At 67.9% G+C, this 20,021-nt stretch carries 18 protein-coding genes, 1 tRNA gene and 1 pseudogene; 5 read left to right on the plus strand and 15 right to left on the minus strand.

The window, feature by feature from the left end:
* The 3 genes and pseudogenes from U9983_RS01435 to U9983_RS01445 all read left to right on the plus strand — a co-directional run.
* Window positions 1-419 (plus strand): annotated as a pseudogene (locus U9983_RS01435) (hypothetical protein); the annotation flags it as partial.
* 294 nt (window positions 420-713) lie between these two features.
* Window positions 714-790: transfer RNA gene (locus U9983_RS01440), tRNA-Pro, on the plus strand.
* 290 nt (window positions 791-1,080) lie between these two features.
* A complete protein-coding gene (locus U9983_RS01445; RefSeq protein ID WP_322752287.1) occupies window positions 1,081-1,731 on the plus strand; it encodes a fibronectin type III domain-containing protein in 651 nt (216 codons plus the stop codon).
* Here the strand turns inward: U9983_RS01445 and der are convergent.
* The 9 genes from der to U9983_RS01490 form a co-directional block, all read right to left on the minus strand.
* On the minus strand, window positions 1,725-3,128 hold the full coding sequence (gene der, locus U9983_RS01450; protein ID WP_322752288.1) for a ribosome biogenesis GTPase Der: 1,404 nt from the start codon (window positions 3,126-3,128) through the stop codon (window positions 1,725-1,727). The two genes, U9983_RS01445 and der, sit on opposite strands and share 7 nt — an antisense overlap.
* 82 nt (window positions 3,129-3,210) lie before the next feature.
* Window positions 3,211-3,933, minus strand: coding sequence for a lysophospholipid acyltransferase family protein (locus U9983_RS01455; RefSeq protein ID WP_322752289.1), 723 nt, complete (start codon window positions 3,931-3,933; stop codon window positions 3,211-3,213).
* Entirely contained in the window at window positions 3,930-4,727 is a 798-nt protein-coding gene (cmk, locus tag U9983_RS01460) for a (d)CMP kinase (RefSeq protein WP_322752290.1), read from the minus strand. The genes U9983_RS01455 and cmk overlap by 4 nt, the downstream gene beginning before the upstream one ends.
* Window positions 4,728-4,953: 226 nt before the next feature.
* Entirely contained in the window at window positions 4,954-6,072 is a 1,119-nt protein-coding gene (locus U9983_RS01465; RefSeq protein WP_322752291.1) for a prephenate dehydrogenase, read from the minus strand.
* Window positions 6,069-6,815, minus strand: a complete 747-nt coding sequence (locus tag U9983_RS01470; RefSeq protein ID WP_322752292.1) for a pseudouridine synthase — start codon at window positions 6,813-6,815, stop codon at window positions 6,069-6,071. Before U9983_RS01470 ends, U9983_RS01465 begins: the two co-directional genes overlap by 4 nt.
* Window positions 6,816-6,843: 28 nt before the next feature.
* Window positions 6,844-7,491, minus strand: coding sequence for an SMC-Scp complex subunit ScpB (gene scpB / locus U9983_RS01475; RefSeq protein ID WP_322752293.1), 648 nt, complete (start codon window positions 7,489-7,491; stop codon window positions 6,844-6,846).
* Entirely contained in the window at window positions 7,488-8,477 is a 990-nt protein-coding gene (locus tag U9983_RS01480; protein WP_322752294.1) for a ScpA family protein, read from the minus strand. Before U9983_RS01480 ends, scpB begins: the two co-directional genes overlap by 4 nt.
* Window positions 8,478-8,565: 88 nt before the next feature.
* A complete protein-coding gene (locus U9983_RS01485; RefSeq protein WP_322752295.1) occupies window positions 8,566-9,255 on the minus strand; it encodes a Zn-dependent membrane protease in 690 nt (229 codons plus the stop codon).
* Between the two features lie 62 nt (window positions 9,256-9,317).
* Window positions 9,318-10,307: an AAA family ATPase gene (locus tag U9983_RS01490; RefSeq protein WP_322752296.1), complete on the minus strand. Its 990-nt coding sequence runs from the start codon at window positions 10,305-10,307 to the stop codon at window positions 9,318-9,320.
* Window positions 10,308-10,714: 407 nt separating this feature from the next.
* On the opposite strand from U9983_RS01490, the gene U9983_RS01495 reads away from it, so the two are divergent.
* Window positions 10,715-11,803, plus strand: coding sequence for an S-(hydroxymethyl)mycothiol dehydrogenase (locus U9983_RS01495; protein ID WP_322752297.1), 1,089 nt, complete (start codon window positions 10,715-10,717; stop codon window positions 11,801-11,803).
* Window positions 11,804-11,951: 148 nt separating this feature from the next.
* On the plus strand, window positions 11,952-12,602 hold the full coding sequence (locus U9983_RS01500; RefSeq protein WP_322752298.1) for an MBL fold metallo-hydrolase: 651 nt from the start codon (window positions 11,952-11,954) through the stop codon (window positions 12,600-12,602).
* A gap of 179 nt (window positions 12,603-12,781) precedes the next feature.
* On the opposite strand, the gene thrS is transcribed toward U9983_RS01500, so the two are convergent.
* The 6 genes from thrS to U9983_RS01530 all read right to left on the minus strand — a co-directional run bounded on the left by thrS (window position 12,782) and on the right by U9983_RS01530 (window position 19,845).
* On the minus strand, window positions 12,782-14,767 hold the full coding sequence (gene thrS / locus U9983_RS01505; protein ID WP_322747475.1) for a threonine--tRNA ligase: 1,986 nt from the start codon (window positions 14,765-14,767) through the stop codon (window positions 12,782-12,784).
* 279 nt (window positions 14,768-15,046) lie between these two features.
* Window positions 15,047-15,394 carry a type II toxin-antitoxin system PemK/MazF family toxin gene (locus U9983_RS01510; RefSeq protein ID WP_322752299.1) on the minus strand — a complete coding sequence of 116 codons (348 nt, stop codon included), beginning with the start codon at window positions 15,392-15,394 and terminating at the stop codon, window positions 15,047-15,049.
* Window positions 15,391-15,666: a hypothetical protein gene (locus U9983_RS01515; protein WP_322752300.1), complete on the minus strand. Its 276-nt coding sequence runs from the start codon at window positions 15,664-15,666 to the stop codon at window positions 15,391-15,393. The genes U9983_RS01510 and U9983_RS01515 overlap by 4 nt, the downstream gene beginning before the upstream one ends.
* Window positions 15,667-15,881: 215 nt before the next feature.
* On the minus strand, window positions 15,882-18,029 hold the full coding sequence (locus tag U9983_RS01520) for a serine/threonine-protein kinase (protein ID WP_322752301.1): 2,148 nt from the start codon (window positions 18,027-18,029) through the stop codon (window positions 15,882-15,884).
* Between the two features lie 1,145 nt (window positions 18,030-19,174).
* The gene (locus U9983_RS01525; protein ID WP_322752302.1) at window positions 19,175-19,504 is read right to left on the minus strand and encodes a metalloregulator ArsR/SmtB family transcription factor; all 330 of its coding nucleotides are present in this window, start codon (window positions 19,502-19,504) and stop codon (window positions 19,175-19,177) included.
* The gene (locus U9983_RS01530; protein ID WP_322752303.1) at window positions 19,501-19,845 is read right to left on the minus strand and encodes a hypothetical protein; all 345 of its coding nucleotides are present in this window, start codon (window positions 19,843-19,845) and stop codon (window positions 19,501-19,503) included. The genes U9983_RS01525 and U9983_RS01530 overlap by 4 nt, the downstream gene beginning before the upstream one ends.
* Window positions 19,846-20,021 lie beyond the last annotated feature (176 nt).

The following is a 20,021-nucleotide window of genomic DNA, read 5'->3' on the forward strand; positions in this document are numbered from 1 at the left end:
GCGTTGGCGGCCCTGGCGGCGTTGGCGGCCCAACCGCGACCGCCGGCCCCGGCGGCGTTGGCGGCCCTGGCGGCGTTGGCGGCGTTGGCGGACCCACCTCAGCCCCAACGAGGGCTGCCGGCGCCACGCCGTCCTACGGCGGCCAAGGCAACAAGTGGGAAGGCAAAACGGACGACAAGTCCTGGGCAGACAGCAAGAAGAACGACACGTCCGGAACGGACAGCAAGAAGAACGACACGTCCGGAACGGACAGCAAGAAGAACGACACCTCCTTCAGTGCTCCGTCAGGTGGTGTGAACGCCGGTGGCGGTGGCACCGCGCCGTCCTTCCCGATCACCCCGGTCGCCGGTGCCGGACTCGGTGCCGCGATGCTCGGCGCGGGCCTCAGCGCTCGCCGCAGGAGCCGCGCGACACAGTGATCAACGGGTCTGGATGCGCCCAGCCCTCACCGGGCGCATCCAGACCCCAGACAGGCCGCAGAGCGCACGACCACAGCTCTCGTCGTGTGCCCGGCGGCCCCAGGAGACACCGGTTCGGGTGGACGCCGCCGCCGAAATTCCCCGCGTCCACCCGAACCACCGACCGACCGGACACCAGGTACGATCCTGGGCTCATGCTCAGGTTTGTTGACGCTTCGGGCGACGCGATGAGCGCTGTCACCGGGTCGCCCGAAGCCCAGCCCGCTTCAGCGATGGGGTAACGTAGGCCCCGCACGGGACGTGGCGCAGCTTGGTAGCGCACCAGACTGGGGGTCTGGGGGTCGCAGGTTCAAATCCTGTCGTCCCGACCAACACGACAAGGGCTGCCGACGGGGTATAAAACCTGGTCAGCAGCCCTTTTTGGCGCCAGCGACACGGTGCGCCAGCGACAGTCGGAGACTCCAGCCCCCTGCATCTGGGGACCATCTGGGGACCTACCTCCGGTCAGATGTCGACTCGGCGGCTCCCCCGCCGCGATGTAGTTGCGCATGCAATAGTTGTCCGCCGCCCGCGGGATGTCGTTTTGTGGAGACCGCCTGTTGGTGCAAGGTTCCCGGCCGACTGCTGCCGCCGATGCCCGCACGCCGCCACCATTTCCCAGGTGACCAATTTCACGAACCCGCAGGACGAGAACCCGCTCCCGACAGCACCGGGCGATGACGCGGACGCAGGGAGAGCCGCCCTCAGCCGGCGAGGATGGCTGGGCGCAGTCGGCGCCGGACTAACCGTTGCCGGGGCGGATCCGTTCCTCGGCACCGTAGCCCCCGCCGCCGCCGCGACGACCGGCATGTCGCCAACACTCTGGGTACAGCCGGGCACCCTGGGCATGCCACCCGTGACGGGTCTGCACCTCCAGTTCGGCGCGGACGCATCCCGGGAAATGGTGGTGTCGTGGCAGACTCTGGTGCCGGTGCAAAGGCCACGGGTGCTGCTCGGCACACTGAACGACGGCATCGGGACGAAGGTGGCTGCGCTCACCGACGCCTACACCGACGCGCAGTCCGGGCAGAGCGTCTATGTTCACAGTGCCCGGTTCCAGCAGCTGCATCCGGACAGCGAATACGTGTACGCGGCGGTCCATGACGGCCTCCGGGTCCCGGGGGGCAGACCAGGGTCGGTTGATGGCCCCCAGGCCGGCACCGGTGAGATCGGCGCCGGACGGACCGCCGGCCATGATATTGCCCCGGACAGCGGACAGCGGGCGATGGGGCGATGTCTGGGCTGCGAAACGCAGGTGACCGCCCGTCACTGACGTTTCTCGCCCCGTTCGCGAACCCGGATGGACATCTCGATCGGTGTTCCGGCAAAGCCGAAGTCCTCGCGCAGCCTCCGCTCCAGGAAGCGACGGTAGGCCGGCTCCAGGAACCCCGTCGAGAAGATGACGAACCGGGGTGGCCGCACACCGGCCTGCGTCGCGAACAGTACCCGGGGCAGCCGCCCGCCACGGGACGGCGGCGGGGTGGCCGCCACGACCTCGCCGAGCCAGGTGTTGAGCCGGCCGGTGGAGATCCGCATCCCCCACGAATCCAGCGAGGATCGCAGGGCTGGTGCGAGCCGATCGACCGCGCGGCCGGTCATTGCCGACACGTTCACCCTCGGTGCCCAGGCGACCCGGCCGAGATCTCGGGTGATCTCGCGTTCCAGAGTGAGACGGCGGTCTTCGTCGAGCAGGTCCCACTTGTTGAACGCCAGTACCAGAGCCCGCCCGGCCTCGACCACCATGGTGATCACCCGTTGGTCCTGTTCGGTGAGTGGCTCGCCGGCGTCGAGCAGGACGATCGCGACCTCGGCGGCCTCCAGCGCGGCCGCGGTACGTAGCGAGGAGTAGTACTCCGCTCCGGCGGCCTCCCGGACCCGACGCCGCAGGCCTGCGGTGTCCACGAACTTCCACACCTCGCCCCCGACGGTCACCAGCTCGTCGACCGGGTCACGGGTGGTACCGGCGACCTCGTCCACGAGCGAGCGCTCCGTCCCGGCGAGCCGGTTGAGCAGGCTGGACTTCCCCACGTTCGGCCGGCCCAACAGGGCTACCCGCCGCGGACCGTCCACCTCCTCGAAACGCTCGCGCGGCGCCTCCGGGAGGGCCGCGAGCACCGCGTCGAGCAGGTCTCCGCTGCCACGGCCGTGCAGCGAGGAGACCGGATGCGGCTCACCGAGCCCGAGGCTCCACAGCGCGGCTGCGTCCGCCTCCGCCCGAGCGTCATCGACCTTGTTCGCGGCGAGAACGACGGGCAGTCCCGACCGCTGCAGTACGCGCGCGACGGCTTCATCCGCGTCGGTCGCACCGACCGTGGTGTCGACCACGAACAGCACCGCGTCGGCCGTGTCCAGCGCCGCACGTGCCTGCTCGGCGACCCGGGCGGCGAGCCCACGCGCGTCAGGCTCCCAGCCGCCGGTGTCGACGACGACGAAACGCCGCCCGTTCCAGGTTGCGTCGTATGCGACCCGGTCGCGGGTCACGCCCGGGACGTCCTCGACCACCGCGGCCCGACGGCCCAGGATCCGGTTCACCAACGTCGACTTGCCGACGTTGGGGCGTCCGACAATCGCGAGCACCGGCTGCCTCTCGGTGGCGCCGGGCGGGTACCCAGCCTCGTCCTGCGGTGCCTGCGAAGCCACACCCACAACGTCCTCGTCTCTGTTCGTCATTTCCGTTCATTGCCGTTTATAGACGTTCCTTGCTGTTCCTTGCTGTTCACAGTCGCGTCTGCTCATGATCGTGCCGACCGCGTCACGATCCGGGAGGCAGCCGGGCCGCCACCAGGTGGTCGGCGATCCGTAACCGGATGTCCTCCGCCACCGCCGCCAACGCCCGACGCGACCGCGGGTTCGCCGGGACCTCCACGTCGAACGGACGCCCGAACACGACCCGCGCCGGCACGGAACGCCTCGGCCAGCGAGCGCCCCTGGGCAGGGCCAGGCCGGTGTCGATACACGCGACCGGTAGCACCAGGCACCGTCCGTGGACAGCGAGATAGGCGATACCATGCTGTACCGTCTGCACCTCGCCGGATCCCCGGGTACCTTCGGGAAACACCCCGATGGTTCCGCCGCGCCCCAACTCGTCGAGTGCAGTGTGTAACGCGGCCCGATCGGGCCGGCCACGGTCGACCGGGATCTGGCCGGCAATGCGCAGCAACGGCCCGAGAAAACCTCGGTACATTTCGGACTTCACCAGGCAGCGGACTGTGCGCGGTGACTCGATCACGACCAGGGGGCCGTCCAAGAGGCTGCTGTGGTTTCCCGCGAAGATCAGCGGACCGGTCGCCGGCACGTGTTCAAGCCCCTGGAGGGTCACCTGCATGATGGCCCGGTTAACGACGAGACGCAACGGTGGCTTGAGCACCCTGTGCACGACGTCGCGGTAGGGCCGGGACGCCGCCCCACGCGGCGGCACGGGCACCGGCGACTGCCCGGCGCCGGCTTCCGTGGCGTCGGGGCTTCCGGTGGTCATGACGCGTCGGCCGTTACCCGTTCGCAGTGCAGCAGGACCTCGTCCACAACAGCCTCGACGGACAGACTGGTCGAGTCGAGCACGATCGCGTCGTCGGGGACGGCCAGCGGGTCCGCGGCGCGGGTCGAGTCCAGCACGTCCCTGCGATCGAGCTCGGCGAGGGTGCGGGCCACGTCATCCATGCCCTTCTCCCCGAGCTGGTGCGACCGCCGCAACGCCCGGACCTCGGTCGAAGCCGTCAGGAACACCTTGACCGGAGCCTGTGGAGCAACCACCGAACCGATGTCACGGCCTTCCACCACGATGCCGGTCGGGGATGCTGCTGCGATGATCTGCTGCTGGCGGGCGACGAGAAGCCGCCGGACCGCCGGTACCGCGGCGACCGCACTCACCGCGTTCGTCACCGCCCTGGTCCGAATCTTGTCCCCCACGGCTTCGCCGTTCACCGCGATCGTCGGATTATCCGGACTGGTGCCAACCGTCAGCACCACGCGTTCGGCCAGTTCCGCCACGGCATCGTGATCTTCAAGGTCGATCCGACTCTCCAACGCGACCTGTGTCACCGCCCGGTACATCGCGCCGGTGTCGAGATAACGCAGACCGAGTCGTCGGGCTATCTCCCTGGCAACGGTGCTCTTGCCGGAGCCTCCCGGTCCGTCGACGGCTACGACCAATCCCTCGGACGTCAATACCTGACCGTGCCCGGCGGAGCGGCCTTCGCCGCCCGTGGACACCTCCTGATCGTCGGTGGCCGTTGCGCCCACCGACTCACGGGAACCGCGGTCCTGCTCCACCGCTTCCTCCGTCCAGACGCGACAATTACCTATGAACCCGTGCATACACCGAACCCGTGTACAGATGGAATCCGCGTACACACGGTAACCAGTTTGCACCGGAAAACCATGAGCAGCCGATACGGTGAAACCGACCCGACCCGACCCGGGTGGTCACCCGGATCAACGCCGATGTGGTCAACCCGGATCAGGCTACTCGGGGCCGCCCACCCACGACGGGTGGCGTTCACGACCTGCGATAGGCGGTCCAGCCGGCGGTGGCGAGCCGGTCGAGCAGGGTGCCGACGATGTCGGGTGAAACAGCGATCTCCACAATGCCGGCCGGGGCGTCCAGGTTGTGCTCAAAGGCAGCGACATCCTCGATGTTGATCTCCCAGGCGCCGATCGTGGCGAACAGCTCGCCCAACTGGCCGGGTCTGTCCGCAAGCACCACGCCCACCCAGGCCCAGGCCCAGGGCTGCGTCGCCGCACCTGCCTTGAGCGGCAGCAGCGCCCGGCCGGCGTTGCCACCTGCCACGAGTCCGCGAACAGCCTCGACCACCTCCTGTTCGCCGGCCCGGTCGAGCAGGTCCGCCAGCCTGGACAGCTCCTCGCCGAGCAACCGGGCCCGCCGGGCGACCGGCCCACGGTTACCCTCCAGAATCGACGACCACAGGCCGGGGTCGCTGTCGGCCAGGCGGGTGGCGTCCCGGAACCCCTGGCCCACCAGGGCCAACTCGCCCGGACCGAGCTCGGGGGTGGCGCCAGCCAACAGGCTCGCGACCACCTGCGGCAGATGGGACAGGACGGCCATCGCCGTGTCATGGCGATCAGGCGTCGTACGCACCGGTATGGCGCCACACGTCCGCGCAATCGCCACCGTGGCCGCCAACGCGGCCGGTGAGGTGTGCGGCACCGGACAGACGACCCAGGCTCGTTCGGCGAACAGGTCGGCGCGGGCCGAGGCGGCACCGCCGCGCTCACGCCCGGCGATCGGGTGTGCTGGACACCACATCGACAGATCGCACCCGGCCTGCACCGCCTCGACGATCGGCCGAGCCTTCACACTCGCGACATCGCTCACCGTCTCGGCGAGCCCCGCCCGCTGCACCCGCCGTAGTTCACCGGCGACAGCGTGCGGAGGCACGGCGATGACCGCATGCTCCACGGGCTCGCCATGCCATGGCTGGCCGGCACCCATGGCCTCGGCAACCTTGACCTGCTCGGAATCAACGTCGGCCAGCAGAACCTCGATCCCATGGACGCTCAGTGCCAACCCGATGCTGGTGCCGATCAGGCCGGACCCCACCACGCCGACCCGACCCGGCGGTGGCCCAGGTGGTGGCAATCCGGATGTGCCAGTCACAGCGCGACGTCATGGTAGAGCGCGCCGACTTCAGCCGACGAAAGGTGCCGGGTGCGGCCCACCCGCAGTGAACCGAGATGGACCGGGCCGATTCGGGTCCGCACGAGCCGGCCGACCGGGTGGCCCACTGCGTCCATCAGCCGGCGCACCACGTGTTTACGGCCCTCGTGCAACGTGATCTCAATCATGACCCGTGCGCCGGACGAGCTCACGATCCGCACGGAGTCCACGGTCACCATCCCGTCGGTGAGGGTGACCCCCGCCCGCAACCGCCGCGGCACGTCCCGACTGACCGGTCCGCTCACCTCCACCAGGTAGGTCTTGGCGACACCGAACGACGGGTGCGCCAGCCGATGTGCCAGGTCCCCGTCGTTGGTGACCAGCAGCAGGCCCTCGCTGTCGGCGTCGAGCCGGCCGACGTGGAACAGGCCGGGGCCGTGGTCCGCCACGAGGTCCGCGACGGTCGGCCGCCCCCGGTCATCCGCCATCGCCGAGAGCACCCCGACCGGCTTGTTCAACGCGAGGTGCACCAGGCCGGCCTTGGTGACGACCCGTTGACCGTCGACCTCGATGACCGCGGTCTGCGGATCGACCCGCAGACCCTGGGCCTCCACGACCCGGCCGTCCACCCGCACGCGACCCGCGGCGATCAGCTCCTCGCTGTGCCGCCTGGACCCGAGCCCCGCCGCCGCAAGCACCTTCTGCAGCCGGATGCCTTCGGCATTCGCGTCACCGGTTGTCATGAACCCAGAATGTCATGAGGCCAGAATGTCACGGGCCGACAATGTCATCCACATCGGCGATGTCAGGCAGCAGCGGGGCGAGCGGCGGCAGTTCGTCAAGATTGCGCAGACCCATCCGTTCCAGAAAGTAGTCAGTTGTCCGGTACAGCGTCGCGCCGGTCTCCGGATCGGTACCGGCCTCCTCGACGAGACGCCGGGTGGTCAGGGTACGGATCACGCCGTCGGCGGACACGCCCCGCACCGCGGAGATCCGCCCACGACTGACCGGCTGCTGGTAGGCGACAACCGCCAGCGTCTCCAGCGCAGCCTGGGACAGTTTCGGATTCTGCCCGGCGAGCACGAACCGCTCGACCCAGGGGGCGCACTCGTCGCTGGTGTAGAAACGCCAGCCACCACCGATGTCACGGAGGCTGAAGCCCCGGCCCTGCGCGATGTAGTCGCGGGCCAGCCCGATGATGACACGCTCGACGTCCGCTGCGGGGACCTCGAGGCTCACAGCGATCTCCGTAACCGGAACCGGATTTTCCGCGACCATCAGGATCGCCTCGACGAGCGCGGGTAGCGCCGGGCGCGCCACCACCTCATCTCCGGGCGCCCCGTCCCCGGGTGACTCCCCAGGCACCGGGGGCCCAACGGCTGAGGTCTCCTCGGGAGCCGGGTGGGCGTCCGCTGTCATTGTGGTCGTGGTCCTCGCTTTCTGCCCCGTCCGACGTTCATGTCAGCCGGATCCCCGTCAGCTGGATCCACGTCGGCCACGTTCACGTCGGCCACGTTCACGTCGGCCGCACTGTGCTCGGCCGTGTCGGCCACCCAGCGGACGATCAGTTCCCCCAGAGGAACCTCCTGTTCAAACGCGATCCGCCCCTCTCTGAAGAGCTCGAGCAGGGCGAGGAAACGCGCGACCACCTCGATCGTCTGTCGACAGCCGGTACAGAGCATCCCGAAGGATGCGCTACCCACCTCTCGCAACTTCTCGATCACAGCGAGCATATGCTCGCGGATGTTGATCCGCGGCAGGTGGACGTGATCGGTGGCGACCTGCGGAGGCAACGGAGGTTCCCGCAACCTGGCCGCGAGCCGGGCGAGCTCGGCCGGGCCGATACCGATCTGCACCTCTGGCAAAGCGCGCGCGTAACGCGGCTCCAGCGCAACAGCCCGGGGCAGGTACCGGGCCTCCAGCGCCATCAGCCCGACGAACAGGGCCGAGGCCTCCTTGTATGCCTTGTACTGCAGCAGACGGGCGAACAGCAGGTCTCTGGCCTCGAGGAGGGCGAGGCTCTCAGCTTCGTCCTCGGAGATCGCCCCGGGTAGCAGCCGGGCCGCCTTGAGGTCGAGAAGGGTTGCTGCGATCACCAGGAACTCGGTGGCCTGCCCGAGGTCAAAGCCCGCACCGAGGCGGCGGATGTGAGCCACGAACTCGTCGGTGACCTGAGAGAGCGCGACCTCGGTCACGTCCATCTTGTGTTTGGCGATCAACGAGAGCAGCAGATCGAACGGGCCGCTGAAGTTCGCGAGCTCGACAACAAAGGCGCTGCCGGCACTGCCCCGGCCGGTGGGGGCGCTGCCGGCAGTAGAGGCAGTGGACTCAGCCGGCGACGCGGGCTGCGCGGCCCCGACCGCCGCGTTCACCCGCCGGTTGGGAGACAGCCCTGTCCGCGCCATGTCCCGACGCTACCGCGACCGCGGCCAGCCACCCCGAACCAGCCACCGCAGCGGGCCGGGGCCGGGCAACGCGCGGCGCGTCCACCCGTCAACGAATGTGGAGGTTGATGATGTCCGCCAGACCGCCGAGCAACGGGAGCACCAGCTGGTCCACGACCGAGGGAAACCCGAGAAACAGCTTCGGCAGCAGAATGGCCACCAGCAGGATGACGATGCCCACGTTGTTCTCGCGGAGCTGGTACTCGGCCTTGCGCCAGCTCGGTGACTGCGGGCCCAGTCCGAACAGCACCCGCCCGCCGTCGGCGGGCGGGATGGGGATAAGGCTCACAATGAACAGTGACGCGAAGGTGACGGCCAGCCACAGCACCAGTTTCGCGGAGAAGCCACCCGCCCCGGCGAGTTCCACGATTCGGGTGCCCTCAACGACGATGAGCGGTTGGGAGACGAACTTGAAACCGATGATCGCAACAAAGGCGAGCACCAGGTAGGCCAGCGGTCCGGCCAGCACCGCGACCGCGACGTGGAACCGTCGCTTGCGCCATACGTCGTTCATGGGTATCGGCTCGGTCCAGCCGACGCCCGCAATGATCATGGCCACCGCGCTGAACGGGCTGACCCGGTCTTTCACCGATGCCGTGAGCCGCCCGGATCGCAGGGGGCCGCGGTCCTGGAGCAGCCTCGCGACGATGACCTGTGCCGTGTCATGAGCGTAGATCCCGATGAGGAGCGCGAGAACGATCCCCAAAAGCGCCGCGGGTTCGGCCAGGTGGAACAGCACGCCTCTACAGGTCCCTTATCCGATTCCCGAACAAGCTTCGGCCACGTGGTGTCAGGGTATCGCTAACGCTGGATCACCGGCGGTGCGCCGTGCCTGGCCATCAGTTCGCGGGCCAGCCGCCGGTATCCGTCCGCCCCCACCGAGGTGGGCGCGTAGGTCGTGATCGGCTCACCGGCGACCGTGGTTTCCGGAAAGCGAACCGTACGGCTGATCACGGTGTGAAAGACCTCGTCGGGAAAGCGCTCGACGACCCTCGCCAGCACCTCGCGGGCATGCAGGGTTCGGGCGTCGTACATGGTGGCGAGGATGCCGGCGAGCTCAAGGCGTGGGTTGAGCCGGTCCCGCACCTTGTCGATGGTGTCCAGCAGCAGCGCGACACCGCGTAGGGCGAAGTACTCGCACTCCAACGGCACGATCACCGCATCCGCCGCGGTCAGGGCGTTGACGGTCAGCAGACCCAGGGACGGCTGGCAGTCGATGAGAATCACATCGTATTCGGAGCGGATCGACGCCAGGGCACGCGCGAGCGTGTGCTCACGACCGACCTCGGTGACCAGCAGCATCTCGGCAGCCGACAGGTCGATGTTGCTCGGAAGCAGGTCCAGACCGTCAACCTGGGTGGGGACTATCACCTCGCCGATCTCGGCTTCGCCACCCACGAGGAGATCGTGCACGGTGCGCTCCAGCACCATCGGGTTGATTCCGAGCCCGACCGAGAGCGCACCCTGTGGGTCGAAGTCGACCAACAGGGTGCGGCGGCCGTACTCGGCGAGCGCCGCGCCCAGATTGATCGTGCTGGTTGTCTTGCCGACGCCGCCCTTCTGGTTACACATGGCGACCATCCAGCCAGCCCCGTGCGTTGCCAACGGAGGGGGCACGGGAAAGGCCGGCAATGGACGTCCCGTGGGGCCCATCTCGCCGGCCCCACCCGAGCTGTGCACGACGTTGGCACCGTCGAGTCGCCCATCAGCAGACAGCGCTGGATCCCCGACGGTCACCCGCCCGTAAGGGGGGCGCACCCGGGTCTGCGTCGGCGAGGCGTCGGCGGTCATGTCAAGGGACCTGCTCCTTCTGGTCAACCTGAGGACGCGCGATCATCGATCCTCTGGCGCGCCCGCAGACCACCGGGGACGCTTGCGGATCCGTGCGCGGAGAGCAGAAGCGGACCGTCAGGAGCGTACCGATACTGGAGGTCACGCACGAAGCCGGGTAGGTCACGTCGGCGCGGCGAACACCCGAAGTCCCGGCCGAGGTGCCGGCCCGGTCCGGCCCGGAACCTCTCCACAGCCCTGCTACCGGGGACCTCCGGGTCAGACGATGGGCAGACGAGAGGCTACGATCACACAGCTTTTGGCGAGCCCGAGCGCCGGCCGATTCGGTTGGTGGCAAACCTGCCGGAGCGCCGCGCACAGCGATTGACTGAAAGCGCCTGACGGTCGATGACGACGGGAGCACGGCAATGGGTTCGGTAACGGTTCCTGGTGTGGTGTCCCTGGCCAAGGGCGCCCCCGTCGTGCTGACCGAGATCGTCGTTCCCGACCCCGGGCCGGGCGAGGCGCGGGTCCGCGTCCAGGCATGCGGGGTCTGTCACACCGACCTGCACTACCGCGAGGGTGCCATCAACGACGGCTACCCCTTCCTGCTCGGCCATGAGGCCGCGGGAGTCGTCGAAGCGGTCGGCGACGGGGTCACCTCGGTCGCGGCCGGCGACTACGTCGTGATCGCCTGGCGGGCACCCTGCGGCACCTGCCGTTCCTGCCTGCGGGGCCGCCCGTGGTACTGCTTCGACTCCCGCAACGCCACCCAACCCATGACGCTGGTGGACGGGACGCCCCTGTCACCGGCGCTGGGCATCGGCGCCTTCGCCGGGGCGACCCTGGTGGCCGCCGGCCAGTGTGTGAAGATCGACTCGGCGGCCCGCCCGGCGGCTGCCGGGCTGATCGGCTGCGGTGTGATGGCCGGCTTCGGCGCGGCGGTCAACACCGGCGAGGTCACCCGGGGGGAAACCGTCGCGGTCTTCGGCTGCGGAGGCGTCGGGGACGCGGCGATCGCCGGCGCGGCCATCGCCGGCGCACGGCAGATCATTGCGGTGGACGTCGACGCACGCAAGCTGGAGTGGGCGCGCGGATTCGGCGCCACCCACACCGTCGACGCCCGCAGCCTCGACCCGGTGGAAGCGATCCGAGCACTGACTGACGGTAACGGCGCCGACGTGGTCATCGAGGCGGTCGGCCGCCCGGAAACCTACCGGCAGGCGTTCTTCTCCCGGGATCTCGCCGGGCGGCTCGTACTCGTCGGTGTCCCCGACCCGGCGATGACTCTCGAGTTACCCATGATCGAGGTGTTCAGTCGCGGTGGCTCGCTGAAGTCGTCCTGGTACGGCGACTGCCTGCCCAGCCGGGACTTCCCCATCCTGATCGATCTCCACCTGGCCGGTCGACTCGACCTCGACCGGTTCGTGACCGAAACCATAGGCCTCGGCGACATCGAGGCTGCCTTCGCCCGCATGCAGCGCGGCGACGTACTGCGCAGTGTCGTTACGCTCTGATCGACATATACGATCAGTACCAGAATGGGCCGATCCAACCCTGTGATCGGCTGGACGGTCAACCCGGTCAACGCGACGGACAGTCAGCTACCCAACGGACAGTCAGCTACCCAGTGGTCAGCTGCTCAGCTACGGGGACGGAGAGCGCGTGGCGAGAAACGACGGGGTACGAGTCGATCGGATCATCACCCGTGGCGAGTTCCTGATCGACGGCCAGAGCTTCACGGTTGACAACAACATCTGGCTGGTCGGGGACGACACCGAGGTGCTGGTCATCGACGCCGCGCACGACCCTTCGGTGATCCTCGCCGCGATCGACGGACGACATGTGTCCGTGATCGTCGCGACACACGGGCACAACGACCACATCAACGCGGCGGTTGAGCTGGCTGCCCGGGTACGGGCCCCGATCGCCCTGTGTCCGGCGGATCTGATGCTGTGGCAGGCGGTCTATCCCGACCGCGCGCCCGACCTCGAGCTCGCCGACGGCCAGCGGCTCCCGATCGCGGGCGGCGGTTGGCTGCATGTCATGCACACCCCGGGGCACTCCCCCGGCGGGATATGCCTGTACGGGGTGATCGGCGGAGATCCGGTGCTGTTCAGCGGCGACACCCTGTTCCGTGGCGGCCCCGGGGCGACCGGCCGGTCGTTCTCCGACTTTCCGACCATCCTGGACTCGATCAGAAGTCGGCTGCTGATACTGCCGCCCGAGACAGTGGTGCACACCGGCCACGGCGATGACACCACCATCGGTAACGAATCGCTCGACTTCGACCAGTGGATCCTGCGCGGTCGCTGACCCCGTACTCGCGCCGCGGAGCAGGTCGGTTCCGGTCTACTACCTGGTCTGCTCTCAAGGATGTGAATCTGATGCTTCCATAGCAGCATCGAATTCACATCCTTCGGCACCCTTCGGGATCTTTCGGCACCGTGAGCCGACGCGTTCCGGGCTGATCCGCTTTTAGATCTGATCCGCTTTTAGATCTGGATCCGCTGCTCGACAGCCCGGACGATTTCCGCGATCGCCTCCCCTACCGGGATACCGTTCTTCTGCTCGCCGTTGCGGTAGCGGAAGGAGACCGCCTCCTTGGCCACGTCGTCGTCGCCCGCGAGAAGCATGAAGGGAACCTTCTGCTTCTGGGCATTACGGATCTTCTTCTGCATCCGATCGTCGGAGCTGTCGACCTCCACCCGGATGTGGTGCCTGCGCAGCTCGGCCGCGATGACGTCCAGGTAGTCGACATGGGTATCGGTGATCGGGATGCAGACGACCTGCACCGGCGCCAGCCAGGGCGGGAACGCCCCGGCATAGTGCTCAAGCAGCACCGCGAAGAACCGCTCGATCGAGCCGAACAAGGCGCGGTGAATCATCACCGGACGCTTGCGGGTACCGTCCGGGGACTGGTATTCGAGATCGAAACGCTGGGGAAACTGGAAGTCGACCTGGATCGTCGACATCTGCCAGGTCCGACCGATGGCGTCCCGTACCTGCACCGATATCTTCGGGCCGTAGAAGGCGGCGCCACCGGGGTCCAGCACGAGGTCGAGCCCCTGCTTGGTGGCGGCCTGGCGCAGTGTCTCGGTCGCCTCGGCCCATTCGGCGTCGCCACCCACGAACTTGTCGGGGTCCTTGGTGGACAGTTCCAGGTAGAAGTCGGTCAGACCATAGTCACGCAAGAGGTCGAGGACGAAGGTGAGCAGGCTGTCCAGCTCGCCGGGCATCTGCTCGAGGGCGCAGTAGATGTGCGCGTCGTCCTGGGTGAAACCACGGGCCCGGGTCAGCCCGTGCACCACACCCGACTTCTCATACCGGTAGACCGTGCCGAACTCGAACAGCCGCAGCGGCAATTCACGGTAGGAACGTCCCCGGGACCGGTAGATGAGGTTGTGCATGGGGCAGTTCATGGGTTTCAGGTAGTACGTCTGCCCCTCGTCCAGCTCCATGGGCGGGTACATGCCGTCGGCGTACCAGTCCAGGTGGCCCGAAACCTCGAAGAGCTGCTTCTTTGTCACGTGCGGCGTGTTGACGAAGGAGTAGCCAGCCTCCTCGTGCCGCGCCCGGGAGTAATCCTCCATCACCCGCCGGATGACGCCGCCCTTTGGGTGGAAGACCGCGAGCCCCGAGCCGATCTCATCCGGGAAGGAGAACAGGTCGAGTTCTGTCCCGAGCTTGCGGTGGTCGCGCCGTTCGGCCTCCGCCAGCCGGTGCAGGTAATCCTTGAGCGCATCGCGTGACTCCCAGGCGGTTCCGTAGATCCGCTGGAGCTGGGGGTTACGTTCCGAGCCACGCCAGTAGGCCGCGGCCGAGCGCATGAGCGTGAACGCCGGGATGTTGCGGGTGGTGGGTACATGCGGGCCCCGGCACAGGTCCTTCCAGCACAGTTCGCCGGTCCTGGCGTCGAGGTTGTCGTACATGGTCAGCTCGCCTGCGCCGACCTCGACAGCCACTCCCTGATCGTCGGCGTCGGCATCCGCCGCGCCCTTCAGGCCCACCAACTCGATCTTGTACGGCTCGCCGGCCAGCTCAGCGCGGGCATCGGTGTCGGACACCACCCGGCGGGAGAATCGCTGGCCCGCTTTGATGATCTCCTGCATCCGCTTCTCAAGGCGCTTGAGATCATCAGGATGGAAGGGTGCGGCAACGTCGAAGTCGTAGTAGAAACCGTCCCTGATCGGCGGGCCGATCCCCAGCTTCGCGTCGGGGAACAGGTCCTGCACGGCCTGCGCCAGCACATGTGCGCAGGAGTGACGCACGATCGCCCGGCCGTCGTCCGAGTCGACCGGTACCGGCGCGACCACGTCCCCGTCGACCAGGACATACGCCAGGTCCTTGAGCTCCCCGTTCACCCGGGCAGCGACGATCTTCGGATCGTCGCCCAGGACCTGCGTGGCCGTGGTGCCCGCCGCCACGACACGCTCGGCCCGCTGCGGGGCACGGTCGAGGACGATCGCGAGATCTGACACCACACGCTCCTGACATCGGCACGAGAAGAAGTCGCTCTGATGCTACCGACGCGGTCACACCCAGCGCCTCCGGGTTTTTCCGCCGAGGCCGGCGCTCTGGCCGGGTGCGCCGGGTCAGCGCGGTGCGCCGGTGCGCCGGTGCGCCGGTGCGCCGGTGCGCCTACTGATGGCTGACGCCGAGGCGCTTCGCGATCGCCACACTGCGAGCCCCACAGCAGGCGTGGTGCAAAACAGTCACGCAATCGGTTCTACGCGAGCACAGAACCAGACCAACTTTGATCAGGTCGGGTGAACGTCCCCCAGCCACTTGATGATCTGCTGAGCTATGGCGCTCGTGGTTTGTTCGTCGGCGGTACCGAGGAGCCGGGCGAACCGTTGCGTCGACACCGCCCGTACCGCCTCACACATCGCCCAGCTGGCCCGATTGAGACCGCCGTCGTCAACGACGCGTACGTGATGCGGTAACCCTCGCTCCCGGGTGGTCAGCGGAACAACGATGCCCTGTCTGATCGGCAACGCATTGAACCGGTCAGCGGAAATGACGACACAGGGCCGGGAACCGGCCTGCTCGTTGGCGACCGTGGGATTGAGCGTAACCAGCCAGATCTGACCACGCTGAACCCTCACGTGTTGAACTCCGGCCATTCATCAGAAGTATTACCGGGGTCGGCGGACACCTCGCCCCACTCCGACAGTTCCGTGAGGTACTCGGCCCAACACGCCGGATCATCCCGCCGGAAACGCTCGTAGGCGGCCTCGATGTCAGCCCACTCCTGCTGCGCCTGGAGATCAAGGGAAAGGCCTTGCAGCAGGGCGCCCATGGTGACCCCCCGCGCCCGTGCGACCCGGGCGAGCCTGTCCCGTACCGCACTATCCACCTTGATCGTTGTTGCCGGCATACCAAGAAGTATACCTTCAAGGAAACCCTGACCACGCAATCCGAGAGACCACCGATGCGGCCGAGCGTCCGCACCGCCGTGAAGATCGGGCTGTACGGGGCAGCCTGCCGACGCAGGTAGGGCAAAGCCCGTCCGCAGGACCCCTCTCGCCCGAAGGGCGCTCTTGACGCGGCCGGTGTGAGCGCTGGCTTGAGGGGCTGGCCGGCGGGGGCCGTTCAGCCGATGTTCCACAGCCGCACCGTGCCGTCGTCGCCGGCGCTGGCCAGGGTGCGCCCGTCCGGCGAAAACGCCACCGACCGCACCCAGTCAGTATGGCCGGTCAGCGGCGAGCCCAACGGGCGGGGGTTGGTCCGGTCGGAGACGTCCCACAGCCGCACCGTGCCGTCGTCGCCGGCGCTGGCCAGAATGCGACCGTCCGGCGAGAACGCCACCGACCGCACCCTGGCGGTGTGGCCGGTCAGAGGCGAGCCCAGGGACCTGGGGGTGGTAAACCGGTCGACGTCCCACAGCCGCACCGTCTTGTCATCGTTGGCGCTGGCCAGGGTGCGGCCGTCCGGCGAAAACGCCACCGAGTTCACCTCGCCGGTGTTACCGCCCGTCAGTGGACCGCCCAGCGGACTGGGCGCGACCGGATCGGAGACGCTCCACAACCGCACGGTCTTGTCCCAGCTGGCACTCGCCAGGATATGGCCGTCCGGCGAAAACGCCACCGACTCGACCTCGCTGGTATGACCGGTCAGCGGCGAGCCCAGCGGGCGGGGCGCGGCCGGGTCGGAGAGGTCCCACAGCCGCACGGTGTGATCGGTGTTGTACACATCGCCGGCGGCGGTTGCCACGATGCGCCCGCCAGGAGCGAACGCCACCGAGTTCACCGGGTCAGTGTGGCCGGTCAGGGACATACCCAGCGGGCGAGGCGCGGTCCGGTCGGTCACGTCCCACAGCCGCACCGTCTTGTCATCGCCGGCGGTGGCCAGGGTGTGCCCATCCGGAGCGAATGCCACCGACCGCACTATGCCGGTGTGGCCGGTCAACGGAGCGCCCAGCGGGCGAGGCGCGGTCCGGTCGGTCACGTCCCACAGCCGCACTGCGCCGCCCCTACCGGCGCTGGCCAGAGTGTGCCCATCCGGAGCGAACGCCACCGAAAACGCCCCACCGGTGTGGTCGGTCAACGGGGCACCCAGCTGCCGAGGGTCGGGGCGGACCTCAGCTGTGGGCTGCGACGAATCCCCGCCATGGGCGAGGGTGACCGCTAGGACGGTACCGGCGACCGCAAGCAGCACCGCGATGGCGGCGACAGGTAGGCGCCGGCGCCGCAGCCAGGTCAGGACACCGCTGGCCTGCCGGATGGGCGGACCAGCCGATGGCCTGCCCGACGGCGGCCGACCAGCCCTGCGGGTGGGTAATTCACTGCTGTCGGGCGGCGGTGTGGGGATAGACGGGGCGTGGGCCGCCTGAGTCGGGGCCGGCTGGGTGGGGGTGGACAGCGTCTCGGCGGCGGTGCGGATGTCATCCTCGAGACGCAGCCCGATCCCGGCCCGGACCGTCCAACCCGAGCCGTAGACGACAGCCGCAGCCCGAGCCAGATCCAGAGCGAACGCGTGGGCCGACTGCGGGCGGGCCGCGGGATCCTTCGCCAACGTGCGCATCACCAGATCCGCCACCGGGGCAGGCACCCCAACCGGCGGGGGCGGAAGAACATTGAGATGATGGTGCACGAGCGCCGGGGCCGGCAACGCCGGATCAAACGGCGGCGTCCCGCTCAGCAACTCATACAGCAACACCCCCAGGGCGTACAGATCGGTGGCCGGACTCAACCGGCCACCCAGGATCTGCTCGGGGGCCATATACCGCGGAGTACCGATAACCGCGCTCGCGGTAGTCGCCGACCCCTCCACGATTTTCGCGATACCGAAGTCGGTGACCTTCAGTAAACCGGCGGTGTCGAACAGAATGTTGTCCGGTTTGATGTCACGGTGCAGCACCCCCCGGCCATGCGCACAGGACAACGCCGCAGCCACCGCTAGCCCGACCGCACACGCCGCCTCCGCCGACATACCCGCCCGCCGGCGGGTCAACGTCCCCCCGCCCAGCAATTCCATCACGATCAGATGCAGATCGTCTGCGGCGACCGCGTCATACACCCGGACGATATGAGGATGGTCCAACGCTGCGAGTAACCGCGCCTCGGCGCGGCTCTTCTCCGCAGTCCCGTCCGGCCCGCCCGGCAGAATCTTGATCGCCACATCGCGGTGCAGCTCCCGGTGCCGGCCCGCCAACACCAACCCGAACGCACCCGCACCCAGCTGGGCACCCAGCTCATAGCCGGGCAGCGCCGCCGCCACCCGCCCCTCGTTGACAATCATGATGTGAGAGTGGGAGCTGGCACACGCTGACCACGACATCCACCGGTCACCATTGCGAACCCCCCCAATACGCCCTACAACACCAAGCGTGATCCTAGCGGTGCCCGACGCGACAGGGTCGCCCAGCCCACCGCCAGAACCACACGTCTGTTGGCCGACATCCCGCGCCGGCCGTTCCTGAGCATCGGAAACAGGCCGACCGCCTCCGCTCTCAACGATGTGAATCTGATGCTTCTATCGCAGCATCAGATTCATATCCTTCAGCCTCGTGAACCGATGCGTTCTGGTCTGATCCACCAGTTCACGCTCGCATGCGGACGCATGATCGACCTAATAGATCATGCTCGTCCCGCTTCCCGGGCCGTCTGTGGACCGTGACGTGCGAGAAGGACGGCACGGTCACGACAGGCCACGAAAGGCCAGATGCCCAGGTCAGCGACATGATCCGGACATCGGCGCAGGTACGACGGATGAGTCGGCCGGTACGCCGGAGAATGTGACGGTTACGATCGCGACCTGCGCAACTCCCCCACTCAACCGCTCTGAGCTGGGCAAACGCTTCCAGCGTCTTCCAGCGTTCGCCACATTGTTGCAACATCATGCGGACCAGATGCGGACTGCTCCGGCGCCACGCAGACCGACCGGACAGGCCGCCGTCGCGCTGACGCCACCGATGATCCGGGAATCGTCGGTGGCTGCATCCTACTCCAGCTCAACGACACGTATGTAATGCGGTGATCCGCGCTCCCATGTGGTCAGCGGAACAACGATGCCCTATCTGATCGGCAACGCATTGAACCGGTCAGCGGAAATGACGACACGGGGCCGGAAACCGACCTGCGCGTTAGCGACCATGGGATCGAGGGTAACCAGCCAGCTCTGACCACCCTGAACCCGCACGTGTCGCTCGGCTCATCGGCGTAAGCGTTCCGGCGACCAGAAGTGGCGGCGAGGTGAGGATGCCACCGGCGACAATCGCATCAAGGTCGCCAGCCTGCTCGTCGCTGAGGTCCGGACGTTCTCGCCCCTCGAGAGGGAGGTGTGGCTCGGCAACTACTCATCGCCGGCCCTACGACGATGAACAGCAGGGGACGGCCACGCCCTCCACGTACTCACTCAGCGCGTCGCCTGACAGCCTGTCGCGGTCAGGGTTGTTGACGGGCCGTTTCGTTTCGGTCGAAGCGGTCGAGCCAGCGGCCAGGGACTGTGTGCAGCCGCTCAGTGTTCAGTTGGTAGATCCGTTCACGTCCGTGCAGCACGACCGTCACGAGGCCGACTTCTTCGAGCTGGCGCAGGTGACGGGTGGTCGTAGGCCAGGAGCAGTCGAACCGGCCGGCGATAGCGCCCGAGGTCAGTTCGCCGCCGTGGGCGTGCAGAACCGACAGGATCGCGCGGCGGGTGCGGTGGGCCAGCGCACCGAAGATGGCGTCGAGTTCCTCCAGTTCGGCGACCGCGCGCGGCTTGGCGGTGGTCACGTGCCGAGATCGACCCGGTTGAAGAGCGGGAAGCTCATGCCTGGCACGTTGCGGGCCTCCACCCGTTCTTCAACGAGCCTCTTCATCGGCTCCCAGATCTCGATCACGTCCGGGTGGTCGTGGGCCGGGCGCATCCCCTCGGTCTCCCAGGTGAAAATCTCGACGTAGGTCAGCGGTCCTTCCGCGCTGCGCAGCACGATCGGCGGTTCGTCGGTGACCAGGCCGAGGCCGTGAAGGGTTGGCCAGTGCCGCTCCAAGAGGCCGACGAAGTCCCCTTCGGCGTCCGGCCGGACCTGGTAGCTCCAGATGCAGGTCTGCCGCGTTGCATTGTTGTTAGCCATGTCCCTAATTATTAGCGAGTTCGCTAACCGTTGTCAACAGTAAAAGATCATCACCCCGGCGGGGCCCTCTCTGCCAACACCAACCCGAACGCACCCGCACCCAGCTGGGCACCCAGCTCATAGCCGGGCAGCGCCGCCGCCACCCGCCCCTCGTTGACAATCATGACGCGGGAACT

Origin of the sequence: Protofrankia sp. Cas3 (assembly GCF_963555955.1) — a bacterium.
Classification (GTDB): domain Bacteria; phylum Actinomycetota; class Actinomycetes; order Frankiales; family Frankiaceae; genus Protofrankia.

Coding starts and splice junctions, on each gene's coding strand:
- U9983_RS01520 (WP_322752301.1), bottom strand. CDS start 18,029: ATGATTGTCAACGAGGGGCGGGTGGCGGCGGCGCTGCCCGGCTATGAG.
- U9983_RS01470 (WP_322752292.1), bottom strand. CDS start 6,815: ATGACAACCGGTGACGCGAATGCCGAAGGCATCCGGCTGCAGAAGGTG.
- U9983_RS01530 (WP_322752303.1), bottom strand. CDS start 19,845: ATGGCTAACAACAATGCAACGCGGCAGACCTGCATCTGGAGCTACCAG.
- U9983_RS01480 (WP_322752294.1), bottom strand. CDS start 8,477: ATGGCGCGGACAGGGCTGTCTCCCAACCGGCGGGTGAACGCGGCGGTC.
- U9983_RS01490 (WP_322752296.1), bottom strand. CDS start 10,307: ATGACCGCCGACGCCTCGCCGACGCAGACCCGGGTGCGCCCCCCTTAC.
- U9983_RS01515 (WP_322752300.1), bottom strand. CDS start 15,666: ATGCCGGCAACAACGATCAAGGTGGATAGTGCGGTACGGGACAGGCTC.
- U9983_RS01455 (WP_322752289.1), bottom strand. CDS start 3,933: ATGACCACCGGAAGCCCCGACGCCACGGAAGCCGGCGCCGGGCAGTCG.
- scpB (WP_322752293.1), bottom strand. CDS start 7,491: ATGACAGCGGACGCCCACCCGGCTCCCGAGGAGACCTCAGCCGTTGGG.
- der (WP_322752288.1), bottom strand. CDS start 3,128: ATGACGAACAGAGACGAGGACGTTGTGGGTGTGGCTTCGCAGGCACCG.
- U9983_RS01495 (WP_322752297.1), top strand. CDS start 10,715: ATGGGTTCGGTAACGGTTCCTGGTGTGGTGTCCCTGGCCAAGGGCGCC.